The sequence below is a fragment of the Roseibium sp. RKSG952 genome, from assembly GCF_009711355.1.
Window position 1 is genome coordinate 37,572 of sequence record NZ_SMMF01000928.1, and the last position, 24,389, is coordinate 61,960.

22 protein-coding genes and 1 tRNA gene are annotated in these 24,389 nt (G+C 57.2%); 15 read left to right on the plus strand and 8 right to left on the minus strand.

The window, feature by feature from the left end:
* Positions 1 to 730 (plus strand): acyl-CoA dehydrogenase family protein (locus E1297_RS50420; protein ID WP_244327871.1); only part of this gene is annotated, 730 nt, incomplete at its 5' end.
* A gap of 71 nt (positions 731 to 801) precedes the next feature.
* On the opposite strand, the gene E1297_RS23750 is transcribed toward E1297_RS50420, so the two are convergent.
* Complete coding sequence (locus tag E1297_RS23750) at positions 802 to 1,695, minus strand: LysR substrate-binding domain-containing protein (RefSeq protein ID WP_155142952.1); 894 nt, start codon at positions 1,693 to 1,695, stop codon at positions 802 to 804.
* Positions 1,696 to 1,793: 98 nt separating this feature from the next.
* Between E1297_RS23750 and E1297_RS23755 the strand changes: the two genes are divergently transcribed.
* Genes E1297_RS23755 through E1297_RS23770 form a run of 4 tightly spaced genes read left to right on the plus strand, consistent with a single transcriptional unit; the run spans position 1,794 to position 7,525 of the window.
* Complete coding sequence (locus E1297_RS23755; RefSeq protein WP_155142954.1) at positions 1,794 to 2,960, plus strand: pyridoxal phosphate-dependent aminotransferase; 1,167 nt, start codon at positions 1,794 to 1,796, stop codon at positions 2,958 to 2,960.
* A gap of 28 nt (positions 2,961 to 2,988) precedes the next feature.
* On the plus strand, positions 2,989 to 5,181 hold the full coding sequence (locus E1297_RS23760; protein ID WP_155142956.1) for an alpha-ketoacid dehydrogenase subunit alpha/beta: 2,193 nt from the start codon (positions 2,989 to 2,991) through the stop codon (positions 5,179 to 5,181).
* Positions 5,178 to 6,212, plus strand: coding sequence for an ACP S-malonyltransferase (locus tag E1297_RS23765; RefSeq protein WP_155142958.1), 1,035 nt, complete (start codon positions 5,178 to 5,180; stop codon positions 6,210 to 6,212). Before E1297_RS23760 ends, E1297_RS23765 begins: the two co-directional genes overlap by 4 nt.
* 41 nt (positions 6,213 to 6,253) lie before the next feature.
* Positions 6,254 to 7,525: an FAD-binding oxidoreductase gene (locus tag E1297_RS23770; RefSeq protein WP_155142959.1), complete on the plus strand. Its 1,272-nt coding sequence runs from the start codon at positions 6,254 to 6,256 to the stop codon at positions 7,523 to 7,525.
* A 4-nt stretch (positions 7,526 to 7,529) separates the two neighbouring features.
* Here E1297_RS23770 and E1297_RS23775 read toward each other — a convergent pair whose 3' ends face one another.
* Positions 7,530 to 8,234, minus strand: a complete 705-nt coding sequence (locus E1297_RS23775; RefSeq protein WP_155142961.1) for an SDR family oxidoreductase — start codon at positions 8,232 to 8,234, stop codon at positions 7,530 to 7,532.
* A 103-nt stretch (positions 8,235 to 8,337) separates the two neighbouring features.
* Between E1297_RS23775 and E1297_RS23780 the strand changes: the two genes are divergently transcribed.
* Complete coding sequence (locus E1297_RS23780) at positions 8,338 to 9,189, plus strand: LysR substrate-binding domain-containing protein (RefSeq protein WP_155142964.1); 852 nt, start codon at positions 8,338 to 8,340, stop codon at positions 9,187 to 9,189.
* Here E1297_RS23780 and E1297_RS23785 read toward each other — a convergent pair.
* A complete protein-coding gene (locus E1297_RS23785) occupies positions 9,180 to 10,082 on the minus strand; it encodes a LysR family transcriptional regulator (protein ID WP_155142966.1) in 903 nt (300 codons plus the stop codon). The genes E1297_RS23780 and E1297_RS23785 overlap by 10 nt on opposite strands.
* Positions 10,083 to 10,157: 75 nt before the next feature.
* On the opposite strand from E1297_RS23785, the gene E1297_RS23790 reads away from it, so the two are divergent.
* From E1297_RS23790 to E1297_RS23810, 5 genes are all read left to right on the plus strand, one after another.
* Positions 10,158 to 13,370: a reductive dehalogenase gene (locus E1297_RS23790; RefSeq protein WP_155142967.1), complete on the plus strand. Its 3,213-nt coding sequence runs from the start codon at positions 10,158 to 10,160 to the stop codon at positions 13,368 to 13,370.
* A gap of 128 nt (positions 13,371 to 13,498) precedes the next feature.
* Entirely contained in the window at positions 13,499 to 14,365 is an 867-nt protein-coding gene (locus tag E1297_RS23795) for a xanthine dehydrogenase family protein subunit M (RefSeq protein ID WP_155142969.1), read from the plus strand.
* Complete coding sequence (locus tag E1297_RS23800; protein WP_155142991.1) at positions 14,362 to 14,841, plus strand: (2Fe-2S)-binding protein; 480 nt, start codon at positions 14,362 to 14,364, stop codon at positions 14,839 to 14,841. The genes E1297_RS23795 and E1297_RS23800 overlap by 4 nt, the downstream gene beginning before the upstream one ends.
* Positions 14,841 to 17,099 carry a xanthine dehydrogenase family protein molybdopterin-binding subunit gene (locus tag E1297_RS23805; RefSeq protein ID WP_155142992.1) on the plus strand — a complete coding sequence of 753 codons (2,259 nt, stop codon included), beginning with the start codon at positions 14,841 to 14,843 and terminating at the stop codon, positions 17,097 to 17,099. The genes E1297_RS23800 and E1297_RS23805 overlap by 1 nt, the downstream gene beginning before the upstream one ends.
* Positions 17,092 to 17,337, plus strand: coding sequence for a MoaD/ThiS family protein (locus tag E1297_RS23810; RefSeq protein WP_155142993.1), 246 nt, complete (start codon positions 17,092 to 17,094; stop codon positions 17,335 to 17,337). The genes E1297_RS23805 and E1297_RS23810 overlap by 8 nt, the downstream gene beginning before the upstream one ends.
* Before the next feature lie 801 nt (positions 17,338 to 18,138).
* On the opposite strand, the gene E1297_RS23815 is transcribed toward E1297_RS23810, so the two are convergent.
* Positions 18,139 to 18,214, minus strand: a tRNA-Val gene (locus tag E1297_RS23815).
* 250 nt (positions 18,215 to 18,464) lie between these two features.
* Between E1297_RS23815 and modA the strand changes: the two genes are divergently transcribed.
* From modA to modC, 3 genes are read left to right on the plus strand one after another with little or no spacing between them, the layout of a single operon-like run.
* Entirely contained in the window at positions 18,465 to 19,244 is a 780-nt protein-coding gene (gene modA / locus E1297_RS23820) for a molybdate ABC transporter substrate-binding protein (protein ID WP_155142994.1), read from the plus strand.
* Complete coding sequence (gene modB / locus E1297_RS23825; RefSeq protein ID WP_155142995.1) at positions 19,244 to 19,936, plus strand: molybdate ABC transporter permease subunit; 693 nt, start codon at positions 19,244 to 19,246, stop codon at positions 19,934 to 19,936. The genes modA and modB overlap by 1 nt, the downstream gene beginning before the upstream one ends.
* Positions 19,933 to 21,039, plus strand: coding sequence for a molybdenum ABC transporter ATP-binding protein (modC, locus tag E1297_RS23830; protein WP_155142996.1), 1,107 nt, complete (start codon positions 19,933 to 19,935; stop codon positions 21,037 to 21,039). Before modB ends, modC begins: the two co-directional genes overlap by 4 nt.
* Before the next feature lie 2 nt (positions 21,040 to 21,041).
* Here modC and E1297_RS23835 read toward each other — a convergent pair whose 3' ends face one another.
* Together E1297_RS23835 and E1297_RS23840 are read right to left on the minus strand one after the other, a co-directional pair.
* Positions 21,042 to 21,950: a Hint domain-containing protein gene (locus E1297_RS23835; protein WP_155142997.1), complete on the minus strand. Its 909-nt coding sequence runs from the start codon at positions 21,948 to 21,950 to the stop codon at positions 21,042 to 21,044.
* A 1-nt stretch (position 21,951) separates the two neighbouring features.
* A complete protein-coding gene (locus tag E1297_RS23840) occupies positions 21,952 to 22,464 on the minus strand; it encodes a toxin-activating lysine-acyltransferase (protein WP_155143009.1) in 513 nt (170 codons plus the stop codon).
* 177 nt (positions 22,465 to 22,641) lie between these two features.
* Between E1297_RS23840 and E1297_RS23845 the strand changes: the two genes are divergently transcribed.
* Complete coding sequence (locus E1297_RS23845; protein WP_155142998.1) at positions 22,642 to 23,052, plus strand: hypothetical protein; 411 nt, start codon at positions 22,642 to 22,644, stop codon at positions 23,050 to 23,052.
* Between the two features lie 9 nt (positions 23,053 to 23,061).
* On the opposite strand, the gene hemF is transcribed toward E1297_RS23845, so the two are convergent.
* Both hemF and E1297_RS49890 read right to left on the minus strand, forming a co-directional pair.
* A complete protein-coding gene (gene hemF / locus E1297_RS23850) occupies positions 23,062 to 23,946 on the minus strand; it encodes an oxygen-dependent coproporphyrinogen oxidase (protein WP_155142999.1) in 885 nt (294 codons plus the stop codon).
* Positions 23,947 to 23,951: 5 nt separating this feature from the next.
* A partial coding sequence (locus E1297_RS49890; protein WP_209015959.1) for an SDR family NAD(P)-dependent oxidoreductase occupies positions 23,952 to 24,389 on the minus strand: 438 nt, incomplete at its 5' end.

Genomic DNA, 24,389 nt, shown 5'->3' on the forward strand with positions numbered 1-24,389 from the left:
GACAGCTGAAAAAGATGGTAACTCATATCGCATCAACGGCTCCAAGATTTTCATCACCAATGGACAGACTGCTGATCTGGTGATCGTTGTCGCCAAGACTGACAAAACTCAGGGTGCCAAAGGCGTTTCGCTGATTGCAGTCGAAACTGACGGTGCCGAAGGGTTCCGCCGAGGGCGAAACCTCAAGAAGCTTGGCATGAAGGCAAATGACACGGCCGAGCTGTTCTTTGAGGACGTCAAAGTTCCGATGACCAATCTTATCGGCCCGGAAGAGGGGCAGGGCTTTTATCAGCTGATGAAGCAGTTGCCCTGGGAGCGACTGACAATCGGTATTATGGCGCTGGGCGCGATCGATTTTGCCATCGCCGAAACCGTGAAGTATGTGCAGGAGCGCAAGGCTTTCGGTCAACGCGTCATGGATTTCCAGAACACGCGGTTCAAACTGGCCGAGTGCAAGACCAAAGCCGAAGTTCTGCGCAGCTTTGTCAACGATTGCATCGCCAAGCTTGAGGCGGGCGAGTTGGACGCGGCAACCGCGTCGATGGTCAAGTACTGGGGTTCGGAAGTTCAGAACGAGGTCATGCATGAATGCCTGCAGCTCTTTGGTGGCTACGGCTTCATGATGGAATATCCCATCGCGCGTCTTTACGCGGATGCCCGGGTGCAGATGATCTATGGCGGAACAAACGAAGTGATGAAGGAGCTCATCGCACGTTCGATGGACATCTGAGGCAAAGTCCCTCGTATCATGCGCCACACGCGCTCTTTCGGCCAAGCTTCTGGGGTGAAGCTTGGCCGATATTATTCAGACTGACGAAGCTGTCCTTTCAACCATTTCAGAAATGACTTCAGTGGTTCTGACTCTGCCTGCCGTTGCGGCCAGACAAGATAATAGTCTCCAAGGCTCACCGGGGGACCATCCCATGCAAGCACCAACCGTCCGTTGTTCAGGTCTTCGGTCACAAGATAGCTGGGCAGTAGTGCGACGCCCAACCCATGAATGGTTGCCTGGATCATGGTCGAGAACTGATCAAACAACATGCCGCGAACGCCTTCAGCGGGCTGGCCCTGCGCCATGAACCATCTCTCCCACGCGTCCGGGCGCGTATCGAGATGCAGCAGTGGCGCGTCATGCAGCCAGTTTATGTCGCTGGTATTCTCCGGCAACAGATCGGGGGCACAGACCGGTAGCACCTCTTCCCGCATGATGGGCATATAGTTGACACCGGCCCAATCCTGTTGGCCAAAGTGGATTGCGGCATCGAAGGGCTCAGCCTCAAAATCAAATGGTTTGAGGCGTGTATTCAGGTTTACCGTCACCTCCGGGTGCCGACGGGCGAAGTCCTGCAATCGTGGAGCCAGCCAGTGCATGCCGAACGCGGGCAAGATCGACAGATGCAGCGACCCGCCGGTTGGATTTGCCTTCAGCTTTAGTGATGCCTGCGCAAGTTGCTGCAGCGCCGATCTTGCGATTTCCACATACTCTTTTGCAGCCGGGGTCAGGTTTAGGCGCATCTGGGTACGCTGGATCAATTCAACCCCCAACTGCTCTTCCATGGTCTTGAGCTGACGGCTGATTGCGCTTTGCGTTAGGGACAATTCCTCGGCCGCTGCCGAGGCACTGCCAAGTCTGTCCACAGCTTCAAGCGCCAGCAGAGACGAGATTGAGGGCAGAAACCGACGGGGCGCAATCATATGATTTATCCTCATACCTTTTGGATGGAATATCACTGGCAATTCGGCTTTTCCAGCGAGATACACACCATACCTGATCGTTACGCGGAGCTTGCGCCATGACCATTCAGAACAGTGTTGATGAATTCCAGCGGGCGGGGCGGCTTGAAGGGATCGAGCTTTCCGAGATCGTGCAGATATCCGAGCACGCCGCAAGATTGCGTGCACAAGGTGTGGATGTCATTGCGCTCAGTACGGGTGAGCCTGATTTTCCTACACCGCCCCATGTGGTTGACGCGGCGCATCGCGCGGCGCTCGAAGGGCAGACCAGATATCCAGCTACCGCCGGAACACCTACTCTGCGAGCGGCCATCGCGGGTCAGGTCGGCGTAGAACCGGCAAATGTGATCGTGTCGACCGGAGCCAAACAGGTTCTGTCGGCCGCGTTCATGGCGACGCTCAATCCCGGGGATGAGGTGATAACCACGGCCCCGTTCTGGACCAGCTACGCGGATATGGTGAAATTGGCTGGCGGGGTGCCCGTTGTATTGGATTGCCCTGTTTCACAGGACTTCAAGCTGACGCCTGAACAGCTGGAAAATGCGATCACACCGCAGACCCGATGGCTGCTTCTGAATACACCATCAAACCCAACCGGCGCAGTATATTCTGAGGCTGAATTGCAGGCGCTGGGCAAGGTTCTGGAAAATCACCCTCAGGTCTGGGTGATCTCGGACGAAATATACCAGCACCTTACCTATGTGCCCTTCACGCCCTTTGTTAAGGCCGTTCCCGCCCTGACAAATCGAACGCTGATTGTGAATGGTGTGTCCAAGGCTTATTCGATGACCGGCTGGCGCATTGGCTGGGGGATTGGTCCTGCGCCCTTGATCAAGGCGATGGTGGCTGTACAGGGCCAAATCACATCAGGTGCCTGTTCCATCGCACAGGCTGCTGCGCTCGAGGCGATTACCGGTCCGCAGGAGCTACTGGCTGAACGACGAAGCGAAATGCAAACGCGCCGGGATCTGGTTGTCGATGGGCTAAACCAAGCCGGGCTTAGCTGCGCGACGCCGGACGGAGCCTTTTACGTTTTCCCTAAGACCCCCGTGCAAATGCCGGTCGATCATGAGTTTTGCCGGTATCTGCTGGATGAGGCAGGTGTTGCTCTGGTCCCCGGTCGTGCCTTTGGGATGCCGGGACATTTGCGCCTGTCCTTCGCCTATGCAACGGATAGCCTGACCGAAGGGCTTGCCCGCATCACACGCGCCGTTGCTGCGCTCTGAAACAATAATATTTAAAAAAGGCCGAGCCATGGACCGCGCCCAGATCGTTCACGAAAACTTCCTGACCCGCGTTGCAAAGCGTGACCTTCCTGAAGGTGCCCCGCCAACACCGGGCCTGAGTGATGCAGAAGCCGTTTCGCTCTATCGCTCACAGGTTCTCAGCCGTGCTTTGGATCGCACCAGCCGGGCCATGCAGAAGGCAGGGCAGGGTTTCTATACGATCGGCTCGTCGGGGCATGAGGGGATGGCGGCAGTTGCGCATGCGCTGCGCCCGACTGATATCGCGTTCCTGCACTATCGCGATGCGGCGTTTCAGATCGCGCGCGCAGAGCAAGTGCCCGGTCAGCAGATCGCTTGGGATATGTTGCTGAGTTTTGCCTGTTCAAAAGAGGATCCGACCTCGGGCGGGCGGCACAAGGTGCTGGGTTCCAAGGCGCTGACGATTCCGCCCCAGACCTCGACAATCGCCAGCCATCTGCCGAAAGCCGTCGGTGCGGCCTACAGCCTCGGCGCTGCGCGCCGGCATGATCCTGAACACCGGGAACTTCCCTCAGATGGGATTGCCATGTGTTCTTTCGGTGATGCTTCGGCCAATCACTCTACAGCACAAGGGGCAATCAATACCGCAGGCTGGACCAGCGTGCAGTCCACGCCATTGCCGCTTCTGTTCGTGTGCGAGGACAACGGAATCGGCATTTCGGTGAAAACGCCGAAAGGCTGGATTCAGGCCTCGATGGAGCACCGGCCGGGCATCCGGTATTTTCAGGCCAATGGTCTCGACATTTACGAAACTCATGCGGTCGCCAAAGAGGCCGCCGGATATGTCCGAACCCGCCGCAAGCCAGCCTTCCTACATCTGAAAACCGTGCGCCTTTATGGTCATGCCGGGGCGGATGTACCAACCACCTATCTGAGCAAGTCCGAGGTTGAAGCGGATGAAGCCAATGATCCACTCCTGCATACGGTGCGCCTTCTGGATCAGGCCGGTGCATTGTCGCCGGATCAGGCCCTTAAAATCTACGAAGACACCTGCGCGCGCACGGATCGCATAGCTGCTGAGGCAGCATCCCGCCCGCATCTGGCAGATGCACAGGAGGTGATGGCCAGCCTGATCCCACCCAAACGCAATTGCAAACCCACCAACGGCCCCAGCGCCGAGGCACGCGCTAGTACATTTGGCGGCGATATGCGCGCAATGGATGAGCCGCAGCCGATGAGCCGTCTGATCAACTGGGCGCTAACCGACCTGATGCTGGAGCATGGTGAGGTCGTCTGTATGGGCGAGGATGTGGGCCGCAAGGGCGGTGTTTATGGCGTCACGCAAAAGTTGCAGCAACGTTTTGGCCCCGACCGCGTGATCGATACGCTGCTGGACGAACAGTCCATTCTGGGATTGGCCATCGGGATGGGGCATAACGGGTTTGTTCCGATCCCCGAGATTCAGTTCCTTGCCTATCTGCACAACGCCGAGGATCAGATCCGAGGCGAGGCAGCCACATTACCGTTTTTCTCGAATGGTCAATTCACCAACCCGATGGTGCTGCGCATTGCCGGGCTTGGCTATCAGAAAGGGTTCGGGGGTCACTTCCACAATGATAACTCGCTGGCAGTACTACGCGACATCCCTGGCGTGATCATTGCATGCCCATCCAATGGTGCGGATGCCGCCCAGATGTTACGCGAATGCGTGCGGTTGGCGCGGGAAGAGCAGCGGGTCGTTGTCTTTCTCGAACCAATTGCACTTTATCCGATGCGGGATCTGCACGAACCGCAGGATGCGAGATGGATGACAACCTATCCCTCTCCGGATCAGCGGATCGCGCTGGGCGAGGTTGGAGTGCATGGAGATGGTGCTGATCTGGCCATCGTGACATATGGCAACGGGCACTATCTGTCGAAGCAGGCTTTGCCAGAGCTTGAGGCGGCTGGTCTGAGCACCCGGATCATCGACTTGCGCTGGTTGGCGCCATTGCCAGCGGATGCGCTGCGGGCAGCCACCAAAGGATGTAAGCATTTGCTGATCGTCGATGAATGTCGGCGCACTGGTAGCCAGTCAGAGGCACTGATGGCCCTGTTCTGCGAAGAAGGTGGTGACACTCCGACCGCGCGTGTTGTGGCCGAAGATTGCTTTATCGCGACCGGACCAGCCTATGCTGCACCACTGCCGTCGAAGGATGGCATTGTTGCCGCTGCATTGTCTTTGACCGGAGCAAAGAAATGACCCGAACAGCCGTCGTAATCTGCCCCGGGCGGGGGACCTACAACAAACCCGAGCTGGGCTACCTGCATCGCCACCATCCTGCGCGCATGGATATGTTCCATCGATATGACGATATCCGAGTTGGAGAATCTCAGGAAACGGTCACCGCTCTGGACAGCGCCACGCGCTATACTGTCGGAAAGTACTCTCGCGGTGACGTGGCCTCGCCCCTGATCTATGCGGCATCCCTTGCCGATGCGCACGCGCTTGCGGATGATATCGATGTGGTCGCGGTCACCGGGAACTCGATGGGTTGGTACATCGCGCTTGCCGCCGCCGGGGCGTTGAGCCCCGAGAATGGGTTTCGCGTGGTCAACACCATGGGCACGCTGATGCAGGAGCATCTGATCGGTGGGCAATTGGTTTATCCATTCGTGGATGATGACTGGCGGAACGATCCTGCGCGCAAAGCAGAACTTCTGTCGCACGTGGCACGTATCAACGCGTTGGAGGGGCACGATCTTGCGCTATCCATCGATCTGGGCGGTATGCTGGTACTGGCCGGGAATGAGGAAGGTCTGAAGGCCTTTGAGGCATCCCAACTCGTTGTGCAGGAACGTTTTCCGATGCGTCTGGCCAACCATGCGGCATTTCATACACGGCTGCAGGAGCCTGTTGCAAAGCAAGGGCGGGCCCGGCTGGGTGTGGAATTGTTTGGACAACCTGAACGCCCGCTTATTGACGGGCGCGGCAAGGTTTGGTGGCCAGGGGCGACGGACACAAAAGCCCTGTGGGACTACACGTTGGGGCATCAGGTTACGGAAACCTATGACTTCACGCGCGCCATCCAGACTGCCGCACGGGAGTTCGCACCTGACCTGTTTATCGTAACTGGACCGGGCGCGACGCTGGGCGGCGCGGTTGCGCAGTCTTTGGGATTTGCGAATTGGCGAGGCATTTCCGACAAGGCATCCTTTCAGGCGCGGCAAGCAGATCATCCGATGTTGATCGCGATGGGCCGGGATGATCAGAGATCGCTTGCAACAGGCTGACACCGCGCTAATGATCCGCGAAAACTGAACTGAGGTCTGATATGATCGACCCCGACCATACCCTCTGGCAAAACACCAGCCGCGAGCATGTCAACGCGGACCCGCTGTCCGAAGATATCACGGTTGATCTGGCTATCATCGGCGGGGGGTATACGGGATGTTCTGCAGCGCTCCATGCGGCACAGGCTGGCGCTTCGGTTTGTTTGCTTGAGGCGCATCAGATCGGTCATGGCGGATCAGGGCGGAACGTTGGGTTGGTGAACGCAGGCCTGTGGTTGCCGCCCGATGAAATTCGCGCGCATCTTGGCCAGACTGCCGGAGATCGGCTGATCGAACTACTGGGTAACGCACCATCTGACGTTTTTCGATTGATCGAGGAACATGGGATCGACTGTGAACCCGTAAGGAACGGAACGCTACACTGTGCGCATTCGGCTGCGGGCTTCCGGGATCTGCAGACCCGCCATACGCAACTTTCGGCATCAGGCGCGCCGGTCGAATTGCTGTCAGCAGAAACAGCGGGTCAAAGAACCGGCAGCGCATCGTTTCACGGGGCATTGTTGGATCCGCGGGCAGGCACCATCCAGCCGTTGGCTTATGTACGCGGCCTCGCCCGGGCTGCAATCGCTGTGGGGGCTCAAGTATTTGAACAAAGCCCTGTCCGGTCGATGCATCAGGTAGACGGCGTCTGGAGCCTGAGCACACAAGGCGGAACCATCCGCGCAAAGTCCGTGATACAAGCAACCAATGCGTATCACGCAGGCCTGCAAGAGTCCGCGCCCGATTATGTGCCGGTGTATTATTTCCAGTATGCCACTGCTCCTCTATCAGACAATCTGCGCGCCAGCATTCTGCCATCTGGCGAAGGGTGCTGGGATACCGGGTTGATCATGACCTCGTTCCGCATGGACCAAAGTGGTCGTCTGATTATCGGGGGGATGGGTGATCTGAAGCGACCCGGTCGGATGGCGCATGTTGGCTGGCTGCGACGCAAGTTGGCCGAGCTTTATCCTCAGCTATCGGACCAGCCGCTGGTCGAGGGCTGGCATGGGCGCATCGCAATGACCTCGGACCATATACCCAAGATCACACGGATCGGACCCAATGCCCTGTCTGCGCACGGATTTTCTGGCCGTGGAATCGGGCCAGGCACCGTGTTTGGACGTCAGATGGCGGCAAGCGTTTTGAACGATGATCTGACCGAACTACCAGTGTCTGAAGTTTCCGAATATCACGAGAAGTGGACAGGACTTCGCCGCGCCTATTTTGAAACAGGCGCGGCGCTGACGCATCTCATCAAGGCACGGTTCTGAAACTTCAGACCGACCGGGTAATACCGCCGTCCACGCGGATGTTCTGCCCGGTGATGTATGCGCCCCCCTCGGAAGCAAGCAAAGCAACGACCGAAGCGATTTCGTCATAGCTTTTGCCATACCGGCCCATCGGAATACGTGAGCGGAATTCTTCCTTTTCCGGCAAACTATCGATGAAGCCGGGCAGGACGTTGTTCATGCGGATGTTTTCGGCTGCATGTTTGTCGGAATAGAGCTTGGTGAAGGCTGCAAGCCCCGCACGAAAAACGCCTGAGGTAGGGAAAACCGGATCAGGCTCGAACGCGGCAAAGGTCGAGATGTTGATGATGGAACCGCCACCCTGGGCTTGCATGATCGGGGTGACAAGCCGTGTCGGTCGAACGGCATTCATGAAGTAGACATCCATCCCTGTATGCCAGTCCTCATCGGTCAGCTCCAGAATTGGTGCGCGCGGTCCGTGGCCGGCGGAGTTGACCAGAACGTCGACACGCCCCCAATGCGACATGGCCGCATCGACCAGTTTCTTGAGGTCATCATTGGATTGGTTGGATCCTGTAACGCCGACGCCACCAAGCTCATGCGCTAAGGCCTCACCTTTGCCCGACGAAGACAGGATGCCAACTTTAAATCCATCTGCAGCCAGCCTACGGGCGGAATCCGCACCCATGCCACTGCCGCCTGCGGTGATCAGAGCAACTTTTTCAGTCATTGTTCTCTCCATTAAAGGTCTGCAGTCAAAATGTGCATTCCGGGTGGGTTTGACCAATCAGTTCTCCTGCCTCTATGCTGTAGAAAATCTACTGCTTATTGTCATGACCGCTCTTCCCCCACTCAACGCCATACGTGCCTTTGAAGCATCCGCCAGACATCTCAACTTTCGCCTCGCCGCAGAAGAGCTTGGGGTTACTCAGGGTGCAGTCGCCCAACAGGTGCGCGGGCTGGAGGCAAGGCTGGGGCAACAGCTATTTGATCGCTTGCCACGCGGATTGCGGCTGACTGAGGCGGGTCGCCGCTTCCATTCCCCGTTGCGCAGAGCCTTTCGCCTGATCGAAGAGGCTGTCGAAGATCTGTCGGGTAACCGAAAGATCGCGATATCTGTGACGCCAAGCTTTGCCTCGAAATGGCTGGTGCCACGAATATCGGATTTCACGGCAAAACACCCGGATATCTCGGTTCAGGTGGACGCGCGGGAACGCATTGCTGATTTTCAAAGTGACGGAATAGATATCGCCGTTCGCCAAAGCAGGGCACCATTCGCTGCTGATCTTGAAGCCACACCGTTGTTCACCTCAGCGTTTGTTGTGGTTTGTAATCCCGAACTTGCACAGAGCGTATCGCAGCCGTCTGAGCTGATGGATCATCTGCTGCTCAGCGACTCGCATGGTCTGTGGCCATTGTTTCTTGAACGGGCAGGCGTAGTTGGCAGACCGCGAATGATGAGTTTCAGTCAAACCAGCCTTGCAATAGATGCGGCAATCTCGGGTCAGGGGTTTGCGCTGGCGAATGAGCCGCTTGTGGCATCCGAGCTTGCATCGGGTGATTTGGTGCAGCCGTTGCCAGAAGTGCTGCTGGAGGACCTCGAGTTTTTTGTCGTTAATCCCAAAAAGCCACGGCAGCCGGAATTGGTGCGATTGATGCGCGAGTGGCTTGTTTCTCAGGCCTGAAGATCTGCCGTGATCGCCTCGATGCGTTTGCGTAGCCATCGATGTGCCGGGTCATTTGTCGAACGCTGATGCCAGACCATGTAGATCGAAACAGGTTCACACGCGAAAGGTAGCGGCGCGCAATCCAGTGACGCCAATGGGCCGTTCTTCATCAATGCCGTGTCGGTCGAAATCAGGTCGCTGCCATTTACGAAGGATGGGATCGCGTTGAAATTTGGCAGTGTTACGGTCGCGGGGCGGATCTGACTTTGATCGACGCCACGCATCACGGCCCTTGCATTGCGTCCATCTGCAAAGCGCACTTCGACATGTTCACTTTCACAATAAGATCGCCAGTTGTCTGGCGGCGCGCGCCGGTCGCCATCGTAGAAAACCATGAGCGGACTTGTGATCAGGAGCTTCTGAAATATGTCCGGGCCGTCCGGTGGCAGAGGCGTCAACATCAGCTGGCATCGGTCACTACGCAGAATATCTGCGGAGGGTACGCCTGACGGGATGAAGCCCAGTTTCAGCCTTACCCCATCGGCACGTGCCGTCCGCAAAAGTTCCGGAAATACCAACTCGCGCGGCATGTCGTTAGTGGCGATCTGGACGCTGATCTCTTCTGACAGGGGGTCGAAAGGCCGCCCTTCCGTCAAGGCGCGCAGACCATCCAGTACGTGTTGAACCGGTTCTTTCAGCGACAGGGCGCGTTCGGTCGGGGTCAGCCCTTGACCCGAGCGGACAAACAGAGGGTCGCCCAGAACCAGTCTGAGCTTCGCCAGCGTATGGCTGATTGCCGATTGCGTGACGCCCAGTCGGTCTGCAGCTTTTGATACCGAACTCTCTTCGAGGATCGTCAGAAAGGTGCGCAGGACTTTGCCATCGAGGTCAGTAAAATCAGTTTTGTTCATATCATATATGACTAGTCATGAGTGGTTTTGTTGTCCACCGGGCTATAGGTGACTGTCATCCAAAGGAGGCGCGCGATGGGGATCCGCTTTTTCTCAGACAAAAACCGTCCGGTTCATATGGGCTCATATCCGCTGGAGCGACTGGCGCGTCAGGCCGATATGCCGGATCTTGGCTCGGTGCCATCTATGCCGGACCTTAGCTTTCATCGCCCCGAGCAACCCGAAAGCATCGTAAACGCGATGGGTGAGTTTCAGGCCATGATGGATGCAATCCGGGATGGATTCGTAAATACGGTGATGTCCGAGGTCCCCGCAGATCCGCTTGAGCGGGCAAACCATCTGAAGGCCTTTGGGTATTTCAATGATGCCTCGATGATTGGATGTGGGCCCCTGCCAACCGAGGCGTTGCTAGATGCGCCGCGCCGGAACCCGGATATCGATCGGCTGGCCCATGCGCTGAGGACGCGTCAAACCAAAACTCTGGCTTCTGGCATCGATGTGATCATGGCCGATCTGAAAGAAAGCATGGAGGCGACGCCGGGTTCGATCGACACACATCGTCATGCCATCGTATTTCTGTATGAACACAACCGAGATCCCGATCCATCTGAGCCTGGCGCGGATTGGATACTGGATGCTCAGGATCATCGGGCGTGTCTGCTGGCAACTGAAAACGCCGTCGTCATTGCCAATTACATTCGCCTGCTTGGCTTTGATGCCCGGGCACATACCGCCATGTCGTCAGAAGTTGACCTGGGCAAACTTGCCGTGGCTGCCGGGCTGGTATCGTCAGAGGTTGATGGGCTGGTCGCACCTTGGTTAGGGCGGCGCTTTGGCTTGGCCGCAGTCACGACCGAGATGGATATAGCTCACGACCTGCCGCTGGCCCCGATGGCGCAACAGCCCTGGTTTCGAACGCAAGGCCCGGCCTGGTGGCTGGGGGCAGGCTTTGCCAAGAATGCACTGAACCGCGACCCCTACGCCAAACGGCGATACATGGATGGCGCGCATCCGTTTGAGAACCTCAAACGTGTCGACGATCCGACCACTTACATCGACGAAGTAAATGTCGCGCGGGTACCCAAGCGCGCGGACATGTTCGCACGCGCCCAGTTCGGCGATATGGGTAAGACACTGCAGGACAGCGCCAAGGGTGGTTATTATGTGCGCAAGGCGGCGCCCAGCTTTGCACAGCGTCGGGCCTTGGGGGCGTTTGTCCTGTTGCAGGATGGCGAAAGCGCCGAGGTCAGCAAGCCCAGAAATTACGAGCGTAATGCCGCGAACCTCAAGGCAGCAAGCCATTTTCTGGGTGTTGATGCTGTTGGCCTCAGCCGTTGCCCGGAATGGAGTTGGTATTCTCACGACGCGACGGGGGAAGAAATCGTTCCGCCCCATGATCAGGCGATCAGCATGATCATCGATCAGGGCTATGAAACCATGGAAGGCGCCTCGGGGGACGACTGGATCAGCGTTGCGCAATCCATGCGGGCCTATCTGCGGTTCTCGCTGCTGGGCGGCGTGATTGCCCAGCAGATCCGCAATCTCGGCTACAAAGCCAAGGCGCATACGGTGATGGATGGTGAAGTGCTGCAACCACCGCTGTTGCTGCTCAGCGGATTGGGAGAGGTCTCGCGCATTGGTGAGGTGATCCTGAATCCCTATTTGGGCCCACGCCTCAAATCCGGTGTCGTGACAACCGACATGCCGATGGAACATGACAAACCGATTGATTTCGGCCTGCAGAGCTTTTGTGAAAGCTGCAATAAATGCGCACGCGAATGCCCTTCGGGTGCGATCACCGCTGGACCGAAACTGATGTTCAACGGCTACGAAATCTGGAAATCCGACAGCCAGAAATGTGCCACCTACAGGATCACCACGCCGGGGGGCGCGATGTGCGGGCGATGCATGAAAACCTGTCCGTGGAACCTCGAAGGTATTTTCAAGGAGCGCCCGTTCCGTTGGGCGGCGATGAACATTCCGTCTGCCGCTCCGGTTCTGGCGAAGCTGGACGATGCCGTCGGCAACGGTGGGCTGAACGATACCAAGAAATGGTGGTGGGATCTGGAGTTGCAGTCAGACGGTGCCTATCGACCGACAGAGCAGCCACTGAACCGGCGCGATCTGCAGAGGGATCTGGATCTGAAATATGAAGATCAGACGCTGGCAGTCTACCCGGCATACCTCGCCCCACATCCTTGGCCCTATCCATTTGCGATGGATCGCGAAGCCGGCATTGCCGCTTATGAGGCGATGGTCACAGCGGATGAATACAAATCCCGCGTGGCGACGGGCGATATGTCAGTTGTTCATCGATACCAGATTGCTGGCGATGCACCGGTAATGCGTGTGGAACTGACCAAAGTCGATAAGATGACCGCTGATGTGACCAAATATGAGTTTTCGGCGATGAACGGTGCCCCGCTTCCGGAATGGACGGCAGGGGCGCATCTGGACGTGCTGGTGGCTCCGGAATTTCTGCGACAGTATTCAATGTCGGGTGATCCGTCTGATCGCAGCACGTACCAGATTGGCGTGTTGCGAGAGGATGAAGGCCGCGGTGGATCGGCATTGTTGCACCGTATCTTCAACGAAGGGCGCAAAGTCTTCATTTCGAAACCCATCAACCATTTTGATCTGGATGAAACTGCTGCAAAGACGTTCCTGATGGGGGGCGGTATCGGCATCACCCCGATGATTGCTTTTGCGCATCGCCTGTATGCGCTGGGCAAAGATTTTGAGCTGCACTATTCGGCCAGCACACGACAGGGAGCCGGTTATCTGGATGACCTAGCCACCATGCCGTGGGCCGATCGCGTACACTATCATTTCTCGGATGAAGGTACCCGTGCGGATCTGGAAGTTGTTCTGTCGGGGTATCAGCCGGGATGGCATGTCTACACCTGCGGACCCGATCGCTATATGGATGGAGTCATCCAGGCCGCTGAAAAGCAGGGTTTCCCGGACGAGGCGCGACATCTCGAGTATTTCTCAGTTCCGGAGCAGCCGGAATATGAGAATCATCCGTTTACGATCAGGCTCAATCAATCGGGTCGCGAGCTTCCAGTGCCAGCCGATAAGGACGCAGCACAGGTGCTGAATGAGGCGGGCATACATGTGGATGTCAAATGTGCAGACGGGATTTGCGGTGTCTGTAAATGCGGCGTGATTTCCGGTGAAATTGAGCATCGCGACTTTGTCCTTTCCAATAAACAGCGCGAAGGTGCGATGATCCTGTGTCAGAGTCGCGCTGCCGAAGCCGGGGGCGTGGTCGAGATCGATCTTTGAGCTTGGTCAGGAAACGACATTTCGGCTGTGAAAATTTGGTCGCTCCTGCCATGGACGCGGCAGTGTTGCTGCACTAACGTCCACCTCGAACCCCAGTGAACCCTGACCAACAGGCGCGAGGTAAATTCATGGATTATCACAGCCCCGCCAGTTTCGCCGAGGCATCGGCTCTGGCTGCGAACGCGACGGGCGTAACAAGATTTCTGGCAGGCGGCACCGATGTTCTGGTGCAACTGCGATCAGAACTTGTGACGCCTGATACGCTGATCGACATCAAGAAAATCAACGGCGTATCGGATATCACCCGCAATGCAGACGGCAGCTGGACACTGGGTGTCGCGGCTACCGGAGCAGAGATGAGCGAAGATGCCGAGCTGGCTAGCGATTGGCCCGGAGTGGTCGAGGCGATGGATCTGATCGGTTCGACACAGGTTCAGGGGCGGGCAACTTTGACCGGTAATCTGTGCAATGCCTCACCGGCTGCTGATTCCGTGCCGGCGATGGTGGCGGCCGGGGTGACCGTTACGGTGACCGGCCCCGATGGCACACGCGAGGTCGCTGTCGAAGATATTCCCACCGCCCCGGGCCGCACCTCGCTGGCTAAAGGTGAGTTGATATCTGCTGTGAACATTCCGGCGCGCGGCGCAAATGGTGGCGATGCGTATCTGCGCTTCATCCCGCGCACCGAGATGGACATCGCTGTCGTCGGCGTTGGGGTGAACCTGCGTCTGGATGGGGATACAATCGCTGAAGCCCGAGTATCATTGGGTGCGGTTGCGCCGACTGTCTTGCTGGTTGACGAATGCGCCAAGGCGATCATCGGCACCACGCTCGATGACGCAGCGCTTGAAACTTTGGCTGCGGCTGCTTCAGCAGCCTGCAACCCGATTAACGACAAGCGCGGTACTGTTGAATTCCGTACCGAAGTCGCAGGTGTGCTTACCAAGCGCGCCGCAAAGATTGCCTATGCCCGTGCGAAGGGAGAGCAAGCATGAGCAAGTTCCACGTATCCACGACCGTGAACGGAGATACGGTCGAATATCTGTGCGATCCACGCGAAACCTTGCTGGATTGTCTGCGCGACAAGCTGAACCTGACCGGCGCCAAGGAAGGCTGCGGAACCGGGGATTGCGGGGCCTGTTCGGTCACGGTTGATGGCCGTCTGGTATGTTCCTGCCTGATGCTGGGGGTTGAGGCCGAGGGCAAGCAGATCGAAACGGTCGAAGGCATCTCTGATGGCGATGTTCTGCACCCGCTGCAGAAGAACTTTATCGAACATGCAGCTCTTCAGTGTGGCGTTTGCACCCCCGGTGTTCTGGTCGCGGCCAAGTCGCTGTTGGAAAAGAACCCCAACCCGACCGAGGAAGAAGCGCGTTACTGGCTGGCGGGCAATCTTTGCCGCTGCACCGGGTACGACAAGATTATCCGCGCCGTGATGGATACGGCTGCTGAACTGCGGGAGGCTTCGTAATGGCACTCGATGATCGCAAATCAGATTTCAAGTTTGTAGGAACGCGCCCTGACCGTCCTGATGGCCTGGACAAGGTGACCGGCCGCGCTAAGTTCGGAGCGGACGCGTATGCGCCCGGCATGTTGCACGGTGCCATTCTGCGCTCACCCCACGCACATGCACGCATCATCAGTATAGATACTTCGCGGGCCGAAGCGCAGAAGGATGTGAAGGCCGTCGTCACCCGTGCGGATTTTTCCGACAAGGTTGAGTTCAAGCCCGGTCTCGAAGGCGAGTTCTGGAACGTTCTGGAAAACGTCATGGCGGGCGAAAAGGCGCTGTATGACGGTCATGCCGTGGCAGCAATTGCAGCGACATCGGCGTTGGCCGCGCGGGACGCGCTCAAGCTGATCGAAGTGGAATACGAAGTCCTGCCCCATGTGACAGATGTGGACAAGGCAATGGAACACGACGCGCCGGTCATCCGCGAAGGCGCGTCCGATTACTCGGTTCCTGAAGGGATGCATCCAAATGTCGTGCGTTACCATGAAAGTGGTCATGGCGATGTCGAAGCCGGATTTGCTGAGGCCGATCTGGTTATTGAAGACAGCTTTGTCACCGAGGCAACGCACCAAGGTTACATTGAGCCTCATGCCTGCCTTGCGACGCTGGGTAATGACGGCAAAGGCGAGCTGTGGTGTACAACGCAGGGACACTGGATTGCGCAGAAAACCTGTGCTGCTCTGCTGGGAATTGAGACCTCGCAACTCCGTGTGACTGCATCCGAAATTGGTGGCGGATTTGGCGGCAAGACCACAGTCTTTGTCGAACCCGTCGCTCTGGCCCTGTCCCGCAAGGCCAATCGCCCGGTCAAGGTCGTCATGAACCGGTCCGAAGTGTTCCGTGCGACCGGACCGACCGCATCGGCTTCGATGGACGTTAAAATCGGCATGAAGAAGGATGGCACGATAACTGCTGCACAAGGCGTATTCCGCCTGCAAGGCGGGGCCTTCCCGGGTGCGCCCGGCGATATGACCGCTATGTGCGCCTTTGCGCCCTACAACCTGACCAATGTACGGCAGGTAGGTTATGACGTGATGTCCAACCGTCCCAAACAGGCCGCGTATCGTGCGCCTGGTGCGCCAATGGGAGCGTTTGCTGTGGAATCGGTTCTGGATGAACTGTGCAACAAGCTGGGGCTCGATCCGGTGGATGTGCGTCTGAAAAACGCGGCACATGAAGGAACCAAAGCCAGCTATGGCCCACGGTATGAACGTATCGGGCTTGTTGAAACGCTCGAGGCCGCCAAGGCGCATCCGCATTACTCAGCCCCGCTGAAACCGGGGCAGGGGCGCGGTATTTCCTGCGGTTTCTGGTTCAACCATGGTGGTGAGACATCTGTCTCGCTGGCACTATCTGAGGATGGTTCTGCACAGTTGATGGTCGGAACGCCCGATATTGGTGGTTCGCGCGCCTCAATGGCACTGATGGCAGCCGAGGTGCTGGGCATCCCTTATGAGAACATCCGTGTGACCGTCGCGGACACTGCAACGCTGGGCTATAACGACGTATCCCACGGCAGCCGCGTGACCTATGCCAGTGGCTTGGCGACAATCAAGGCCGCGCGGAGTGCTGTCGAAAAGCTCTGCGAACGGGCGGCCGCCAAATGGGGTATCCCCGCCGACGCGGTGAAATGGGAAAACGGCCATGCCGTGCCTTCTGGCCCGAATGCAGGTGACTTCGATCCCATGCCGCTGGCTGATATCACCGCAGACATGGGTTCAACGGGTGGGCCGATCTCGGGACATTTTGAGGCTACCCCGGAAGGCGCAGGCGTCTCTTTCGGTACGCATATTGTCGATGCCGAGGTTGATCCTGAAACCGGCAAAACCAGCGTAACCCGCTACACCGTCATTCAGGATGCAGGTAAGGCGATCCACCCGGACTACGTCGAGGGGCAATACCAGGGTGGTGCCGCACAGGGCATCGGCTGGGCGCTCAACGAAGAGTATGTCTATGGGGATGATGGTCGCTTGCAGAACTCGATCTTCCTCGATTACCGCATCCCTGTTGCCAGCGACCTGCCAATGATCGACACGGTGATTGTAGAGGTGCCCAATCCGGGCCATCCATTCGGCGTGCGAGGTGTGGGTGAGACCGGCATCGTGCCGCCGCTGGCAGCGATCGCTAACGCTGTGTCCAATGCTGCAGGTGTCCGCATGCGGCAGTTGCCAATGTCCCCACCACGTATCCTTGCTGCGCTGAAGGAAGATGGTTGAGGTTCACCTTTGGTCTGGCCTCCGGTCTTTGACCGGGGGCAAGCAGGTGGTCGAGGTCGAGGCCGCTACGACAGGAGAATTGCTGCGTGCTTTGGTGCGGGTTTATCCACAGTTGCAGGCCCCGATCGACGCGGGTGTTTCCGTAGCCATCGACGGGCGCATCATCGCCAGCGGCTTGTCAGAGCCGATCCCGGAAGGGGCTGAGATTTATCTGATGCAAAGGCTTCGGGGCGGATAGATTGGTCGTATTTTGTTAAGTCGGGGGAGAGCTGTGTACAGCAGTTTGGAATGCCAACACGCTCTCACCCCTGATCCCGCCGAAGTACCCCCTCGTTAAAAAAACACCAACAAACAGCTCGGCGGGGTTGATCTCATATGTATTGCAATATTGGCATAAGTATTGCGAGAACTTGTCATATATTTGTGACTTTCTAAATTTCTCGCCGTAAATCGCATGCCCCAATGACGCTCGCGGATGTATAGGACAGGCTCCTGGCCGCGAACTGTCCACATAAAGAAGCCTCACAAAGCCTGTCACTTAACCGACAAGTTCATGGTCGGGCGTCTCTTCCAAAACGCTCAGCACAGTGCTGAACGGGACGGCGTGCGTCACCCGGCGATTTCTAATTGTCTTAGCTCCACTTCTCTGGGCGCCACCAATAGGCGCTAGGTTTAGAGAGAAGGTGAGGCGGGCGCCAAAACAACGGCCATTCGAGAACTATTGATCGTCGCCGCTTTGGATTTCGGAACAAAGGTATTCACCGCACCCACTCGCGACGCAGCCTGTTCGGGTAGGGGCCAAAATCTGTGCGACATCCTGAGATCGATGAACGCTTCAAAGCGGAGCTGGCGGAATACTTAAACCGGTCAGGATTCTTGAGAATCGCCGGTTGATTTGGACAAAGCCAGTATAGTGAGCATTGAAAAGCCGTGTTCCTTTGCCAAGGCATAGCGGGAAAGTGCAATATGATGAGTAGTACGCTGCCAAACATCCTATGGCGCGATATCTACTACCGAATTGACTTTTAATGAAAGTCGATGGTGGGTGATGAGAGACTCGAACTCCCGACATCTTCGGTGTAAACGAAGCGCTCTACCAACTGAGCTAATCACCCGTGGGGGGGGATTTAGCCAAGCCTGAGAGCGGGCGCAAGAGGGTTAGGCATAAATTCTCGCACAAGTTTTGCAGAAAATAACCGATTGCGGGTTTGTGCCAGTAAATGTGTTCGTAATTCGCCCCCGAACCGTCGGGATGTGCTGTCTTTTCCGCCGCATACGCCTTTGTGTTCCGCAAATGACCTTGCTTGTGCCCGGCTGCCTCCGATATTCCCTGAGAAAGTTACTTTCCTAACGGGAGAGCACAGGATGCAGCCCGGCGCATGCCGCCATCTGTTCGCAATGCTGTCGATTTGCGCTTTGGCCTTGGTCCCGATTCGGGCAGCAGCCGAAGAAACGCTGGTATTTGCAGCGGCCAGTCTGAAAACCGCGCTGGATGAGATTGCCACGGATTTCGAAGAACAATCGGGGCAAGACGTCACAATCTCTTACGCGGCATCATCGGTTCTGGCGCGCCAGATACAGCTTGGTGCCCCTGCAGATGTGTTCATCTCGGCCAATGTCGAATGGATGGATTACCTTGAGGATCACGACCGGATCGAAGCTGATTCCCGGATTGATCTGCTAAGCAACGGTTTGGTGTTGATTGGCGGTTCGGGTCAGACGGACACTGGCGAACTCAGCGCGGATTATGACCTGCAATCAGAGTTGAAGGGTGGTTATCTGGCGATGGCCCTGGTCGATGCCGTGCCGGCAGGGATCTATGGAAAGACAGCTTTACAGAATCTGGGCCTTTGGGATGGTGTTCAAGGCAAAGTCGCGCAGGCAGACAATGTTCGTGCAGCTCTTGCGTTGGTTGCCACCGGGGCGTCACCTCTGGGCATAGTTTACCGTTCTGATGCGCAGGCAGAGGAACAGGTCCGTGTTGTTGGGACGATCCCCTCCGGGTCCCATGCACCGATCATTTATCCGGTGGCACTTACGAAATCCGGCGCATCGGATGCACAGGACTTTCTGAGCTATCTGCAGTCCGAAGAAGCGCAGGCCGTCTTTCTGGAGCAGGGGTTTTCCCTGCTGGGTGCGCAATAATGGGATGGCTTGGCCCTGCAGAGCTGGAAGCGCTGAGGCTTTCGCTGCGCGTATCCTTCTGGGCGACGCTCGCAACGCTCCCGGTGGGCATATTTGTGGCCTATGCCCTTGCTCGATGGCGGTTCCCAGGGCGGCAACTGTTGAACGGTCTTGTGCATCTGCCGCTGATCTTACCACCCGTGGTGACTGGCTATCTGCTGCTTCTGACATTTGGTGTGCAGGGACCGTTAGGGAAACTTCTGGCGGAAATCGGCATCGTTGTTGCCTTCCGTTGGACCGGAGCTGCGCTTGCTGCAGGGATCATGGCATTTCCGCTGATGGTGAGGGCGATCCGGCTGTCGATCGAAGCGGTTGATCCCAAGCTTGAACAGGCTGGTGCTACCCTTGGGGCCTCGCAACCGTTTGTCTTTGCCACCGTGACCTTACCCATGATTCTTCCGGGGATCATTGCCGGTGCGATCCTCGCATTCGCCAAGGCGATGGGTGAATTTGGGGCGACCATCACATTCGTGTCGAACATTCCGGGTCAAACGCAGACATTACCTTCGGCTGTCTATGCCTTCTTGCAGGTGCCGGGAGGGGAGGCGGCGGCGACCCGCTTGGTCATCATTTCCATCATCATAGCGATGGGTGCTTTGCTGCTGTCTGAGTATGTCGGCCGGCGTGCAGCTGCGCGGGTGGCCGGATCATGAGCTTATCCGTTCGTTTGAAACACAGCCTGCCAGGGATCGAACTGGATCTGAGCTTTGATGCACCGCCTGGCGTAACGGTTCTATTCGGGCGATCCGGTTCGGGTAAGACGACGATCGTTGATGCGGTCGCCGGATTGCTGCGGCCACAGGCAGGTCGGGTTGCCGTAGATGACTGGGTTCTTTTCGACACGGACAAAGGATTGTGGCTGCCGCCGCATCGGCGGCGTCTGGGATATATCTTTCAGGAAGGCAGGCTATTTCCACATCTAACGGTTCGCCAAAATCTGGCATTCGGGCGCTGGTTCGCACCCAGAAATGCGCAACGCGAAAACCCGGACAAAGTTATCGAAATGCTGGGGATTGGTCATCTGCTGGACCGCCGCCCCGCTAAACTGTCGGGCGGTGAGAAACAAAGGGTAGCGATTGGTCGTGCCCTACTGGCCAGCCCCCGCCTAATTTTGGCAGATGAGCCTCTGGCGGCGCTGGATGATGCCCGAAAGGCGGAAATCCTCCCATATTTCGAGCGATTGAGGGACGAAGTGTCAGTTCCGATCCTCTACGTCACGCATTCGGCCGCAGAAGTTGCGCGGTTGGCTACTTCGGTAGTGGCGCTGCAGGATGGAAAGGCTCTGCGTCATGGTCCGGCGTCCGAGGTGTTGGCAGACCCCTCTGTTGCCCCCGCCGGTGTTCGAGCAGTTGGTGCGGTGTTGCGGGTTAAGGTTGCAGAACATCATGCGGACGGGCTGACCGAGCTTGAGGCAGGGGGTAGCCGTTTGTTCCTGCCAAAGATTCCGCATCGTGTTGGGGAACAGTTGCGTATCCGCATTCCGGCCCAAGAGGTCATTCTGTCAGATCGAAAACCGGAAGGTCTGTCGGCGCTGAATGTGTTGGAAGGAACAGTCGATACGATCCGGGCAGGCGAAGGGCCGGGGGCAATCGTGTCGGTTCAAACGCCGGCTGGTGCCATACTGGCGCGCGTGACACGCCGTTCGGTCTCGGCGCTCGGACTTGCGCCCGGTCATCCCTGTTATGCGGTTATCAAGACGGTCGCGCTGGCCCCGCAGGATGTTGGCGGGCGCGTTGCTGCGAACGGGCAGGCCTGATCTCAGGCCAGTGCCCGCGCTTCGTGTTCACGCAGAATGACCCGCGCTGCGCGCCCAAAGCTCATTCCGTCAGAAGCTGGCCGGTCAGGAAAGATCTCGGCCAGTTCCTGCAACCCATCCGACGATAGTGTGTGCAGCGCTTCTTCGCCCAGAAACAAACTCTCGGCCGGGGCGCCTTCGGCCATCAGGATTTCGTGACGATCCAGCAGGATATGCATGTATTCAACTGGCGTATCCGATGTATCGACGGAAATCCCGGGCCATGAGCACAAGTGCTTGGCAGCAACCAAAGCTTCGGAGGCGCCAAACAACAGCTCAACTTTGGGGCCACGGACAAGGACACGGTGCTGCTGCGACACGAGCAAATCACGCTTTGGCAAGCCGGGGCCAAGACTTCCTGCAGCAATTCGAACCGGTCGCATCGCCGGGTTTGCGCGCAAGTGTTCAGCACTCATCTGACTGCCTTCGATCCATCGGATCGGTTGCAATCCGTGATCTTCGGTGACGACAAGATCGCCTACGCGCAAGTTTTCGATGAGACACGGGCCGTCCCGCGCATTTATCAGCGTGCCTGCGGTGAAGCAGACGCCTTCAATGGTGATTGTGATTTGCTGCGTTTGGATGTCCTCAACCGGGAAGCCAAACACGCTGACAACCGCAGTTACCTGCACGGTGAACGTGTCGGTAACGATCTCACCATCGTCCAGATCATCAAAGAAAGTAGGATCAACGGTGTAGGTCCATTCCCCGGTCGCAGGATCAATGGTCGCTGTGCCGAATGCAGGCGGCGTTTGAATTTCCCAGTCCTGAGAAATGATCGGGAACCCGCTGGTTATGCCCAGATCACCGTCCGCAACATTCGGTAGGTCACCGGTTACCGAACCTGTTGTGTCGCCGATGATTGAGACCATTCTAGGATCCTTCCTCTTTCAGCGCCTGTGCGAACTCCTTTTTCTTATACAGCCGCATATGTACTTCGCCTGCGTCGTCCCGGGTCCATTCAACGATCCTGTTCCGGGTCAGATCGCTATCCATTCTGTTGGTCCGGACGCGCGGATGGGGTATTTCACGTTTGAGAATATCCACCATCTGGCTGGTCTGTCCAAACGGGGCAACAAGATCGACAATCCAGAATGAAGATCCGCTTGTGAAATCCGTGTCTTTCAGCGCTTTTTCCTGGACCGCATATTTGTATTCGGCATCGGGGCTGAGACCGGCAAAGGTAACGAACCCGCGGGGAAAACCGTTCTGGCGAAAGATATGATACTGGCCCAATCGAAGGGGCGTTTCAAAGGCATAAAGAACCTGAGCGAGGCTGCGTTTTTGATGCGTTTTGGTCAGTCCGGCAAGATAAAACAAAGCACCGAAATCCGCGTATTTCTCGGGCGAAATATCGAACCAGTCCTTTGGAAACGTCTTGCTCAACATGCACCTCAACAAACAAACATATCGCGATGTTAGCGCGCAAATTGTTGAAATGATAGCTTTTTGGCTGAGCGCGATTTGGGTCAATGACCCTTGTACGTGGCCTGTCCGGCTTTACTCAACCGGCACGCCATCTATTATCGATCTCAAACAAGAATTCTTGGGATTGGATTTATTATGAACCGCTTGGTGAAGATAAGCACTTTGATCTCGCTGATTTTGGTACCGGGATTTGCGTCCGCCATAGGGTTTGGCGTCGGCATACGGCCCGCCTACCAGACAACGGTTACTCCGATGGATGGCGGTGTTTACGAAGTGGCAACCAGCGGTAGCACCGCACCCGTCACCTATTGGTGCGGGATCGGTGATTTTGCCATCCGCACCCTCAGAACGTCTGCCACGCAGCGCATCTATATCTACAGGGCATATGAGCCCGGTGTGCGTACGGTCCAGTTCTCCCTGACACCGCCGGCCGGGGCCGACACCAGTCCGGGCTACTCCGTCACCGTCAAACGGGTAGGGGCGAACATGACGGCTGCGTCTGCGCAGGGGTATTGCTACGACAACTTCATGGATCTGGGTTTCTGAGCCCGAGGTTCAGACCCATTTGGCCAGAGGTGGCAGGCTCATCAGAACCGCGTCTGGGTCGTGTCCGGTTTCCAGCCCGAATTTGGTGCCTCGGTCGTAGACAAGGTTGTATTCGGCATAGAGGCCACGGTGCACCAGTTGCGTGTTCTTGTCGTCTTCGCCGAAGCCCTGAATTCGGCGCTTTTCGACGAGAGGCAGGAAGGCCGGCAGAAACGCACGCCCGATATCCTGCGTCAGCGCAAAGTCGGCCTGCCAGTCCCCGGTGCAATAATCGTCCATGAATATGCCGCCAACTCCACGTGCTCGCTTGCGGTGTGGGATATAAAAATACTCGTCCGCCCATTCCTTCAGACGCGGGTAGTGGCCGGGGCCATGCGGATCCAGATGCGCCATTTGCGTCGCGTGGAAATGCGCTGTGTCGTCATCATATTCGATGCACGGATTCAGATCGGACCCGCCGCCAAACCACCAGGCATGGGGGGTCCAGAACATACGCGTGTTCATGTGTACAGCCGGGACATGCGGATTCTGCATATGCGCGACCAGACTGATCCCCGAGGCCCAGAACCTTGGGTCATCCTTCATGCCCGGAATGCCCCTGCGCGCAGCCATTGCTTGCTGGGCGCGCTCACCCAGTGTTCCATAAACGGTCGAGACGTTGACACCGACCTTCTCGAATACACGTCCACCGCGCATCACCGACATTAGTCCACCGCCTGCGTCCGAACCGTCATCGGATTGGCGTCTGGTTTCCTTGACTTCGAACCGGCCGGGCTTTGCGTCCGAGAACGGTCCAGCCTCGTGGCTGTCTTCAAGCGCTTCAAAGGCGGTGACGATGTCATCGCGCAGCTCACGGAACCAGGCTGCAGCAGTGGCTTTTTCAGTTTCAAACATGGGTCTTAATGTGCAGGGGCAGCGACCGGGTCCAGCAGGGTGCGGCCGCCGTCGATTGTCAGGATTTGTCCGGTCATGAAACCCGCCGCGTCCGAGGCCAGGAATTGTGCGGTTTCAACCAGTTCATTGGGCGCAGCGATACGCGCCAACGGGGTGTGCTTTTCGATATCGTCCCGGAAATCCCGGTTCTCTTTCAGGGTGGATTGCAATGATGCGCTCATTACCGAACCCAGCGCGATTGAGTTCACGCGAATCCGGTTCGGGGCCAGGGCAACAGCCAGAGACCGGGTCATCTGATCCAGAGCTGCTGTTGAAACCGAATAGGCCATCAGGTCCGGATGAGTGCGACGCGCGGCAATTGAGGACAGATTGATGATTGAACCGGCTGGGTTTTCATCATCGTCACCAGCTTGCTTGATCATACGCTTCGAAACCAGCTGGCT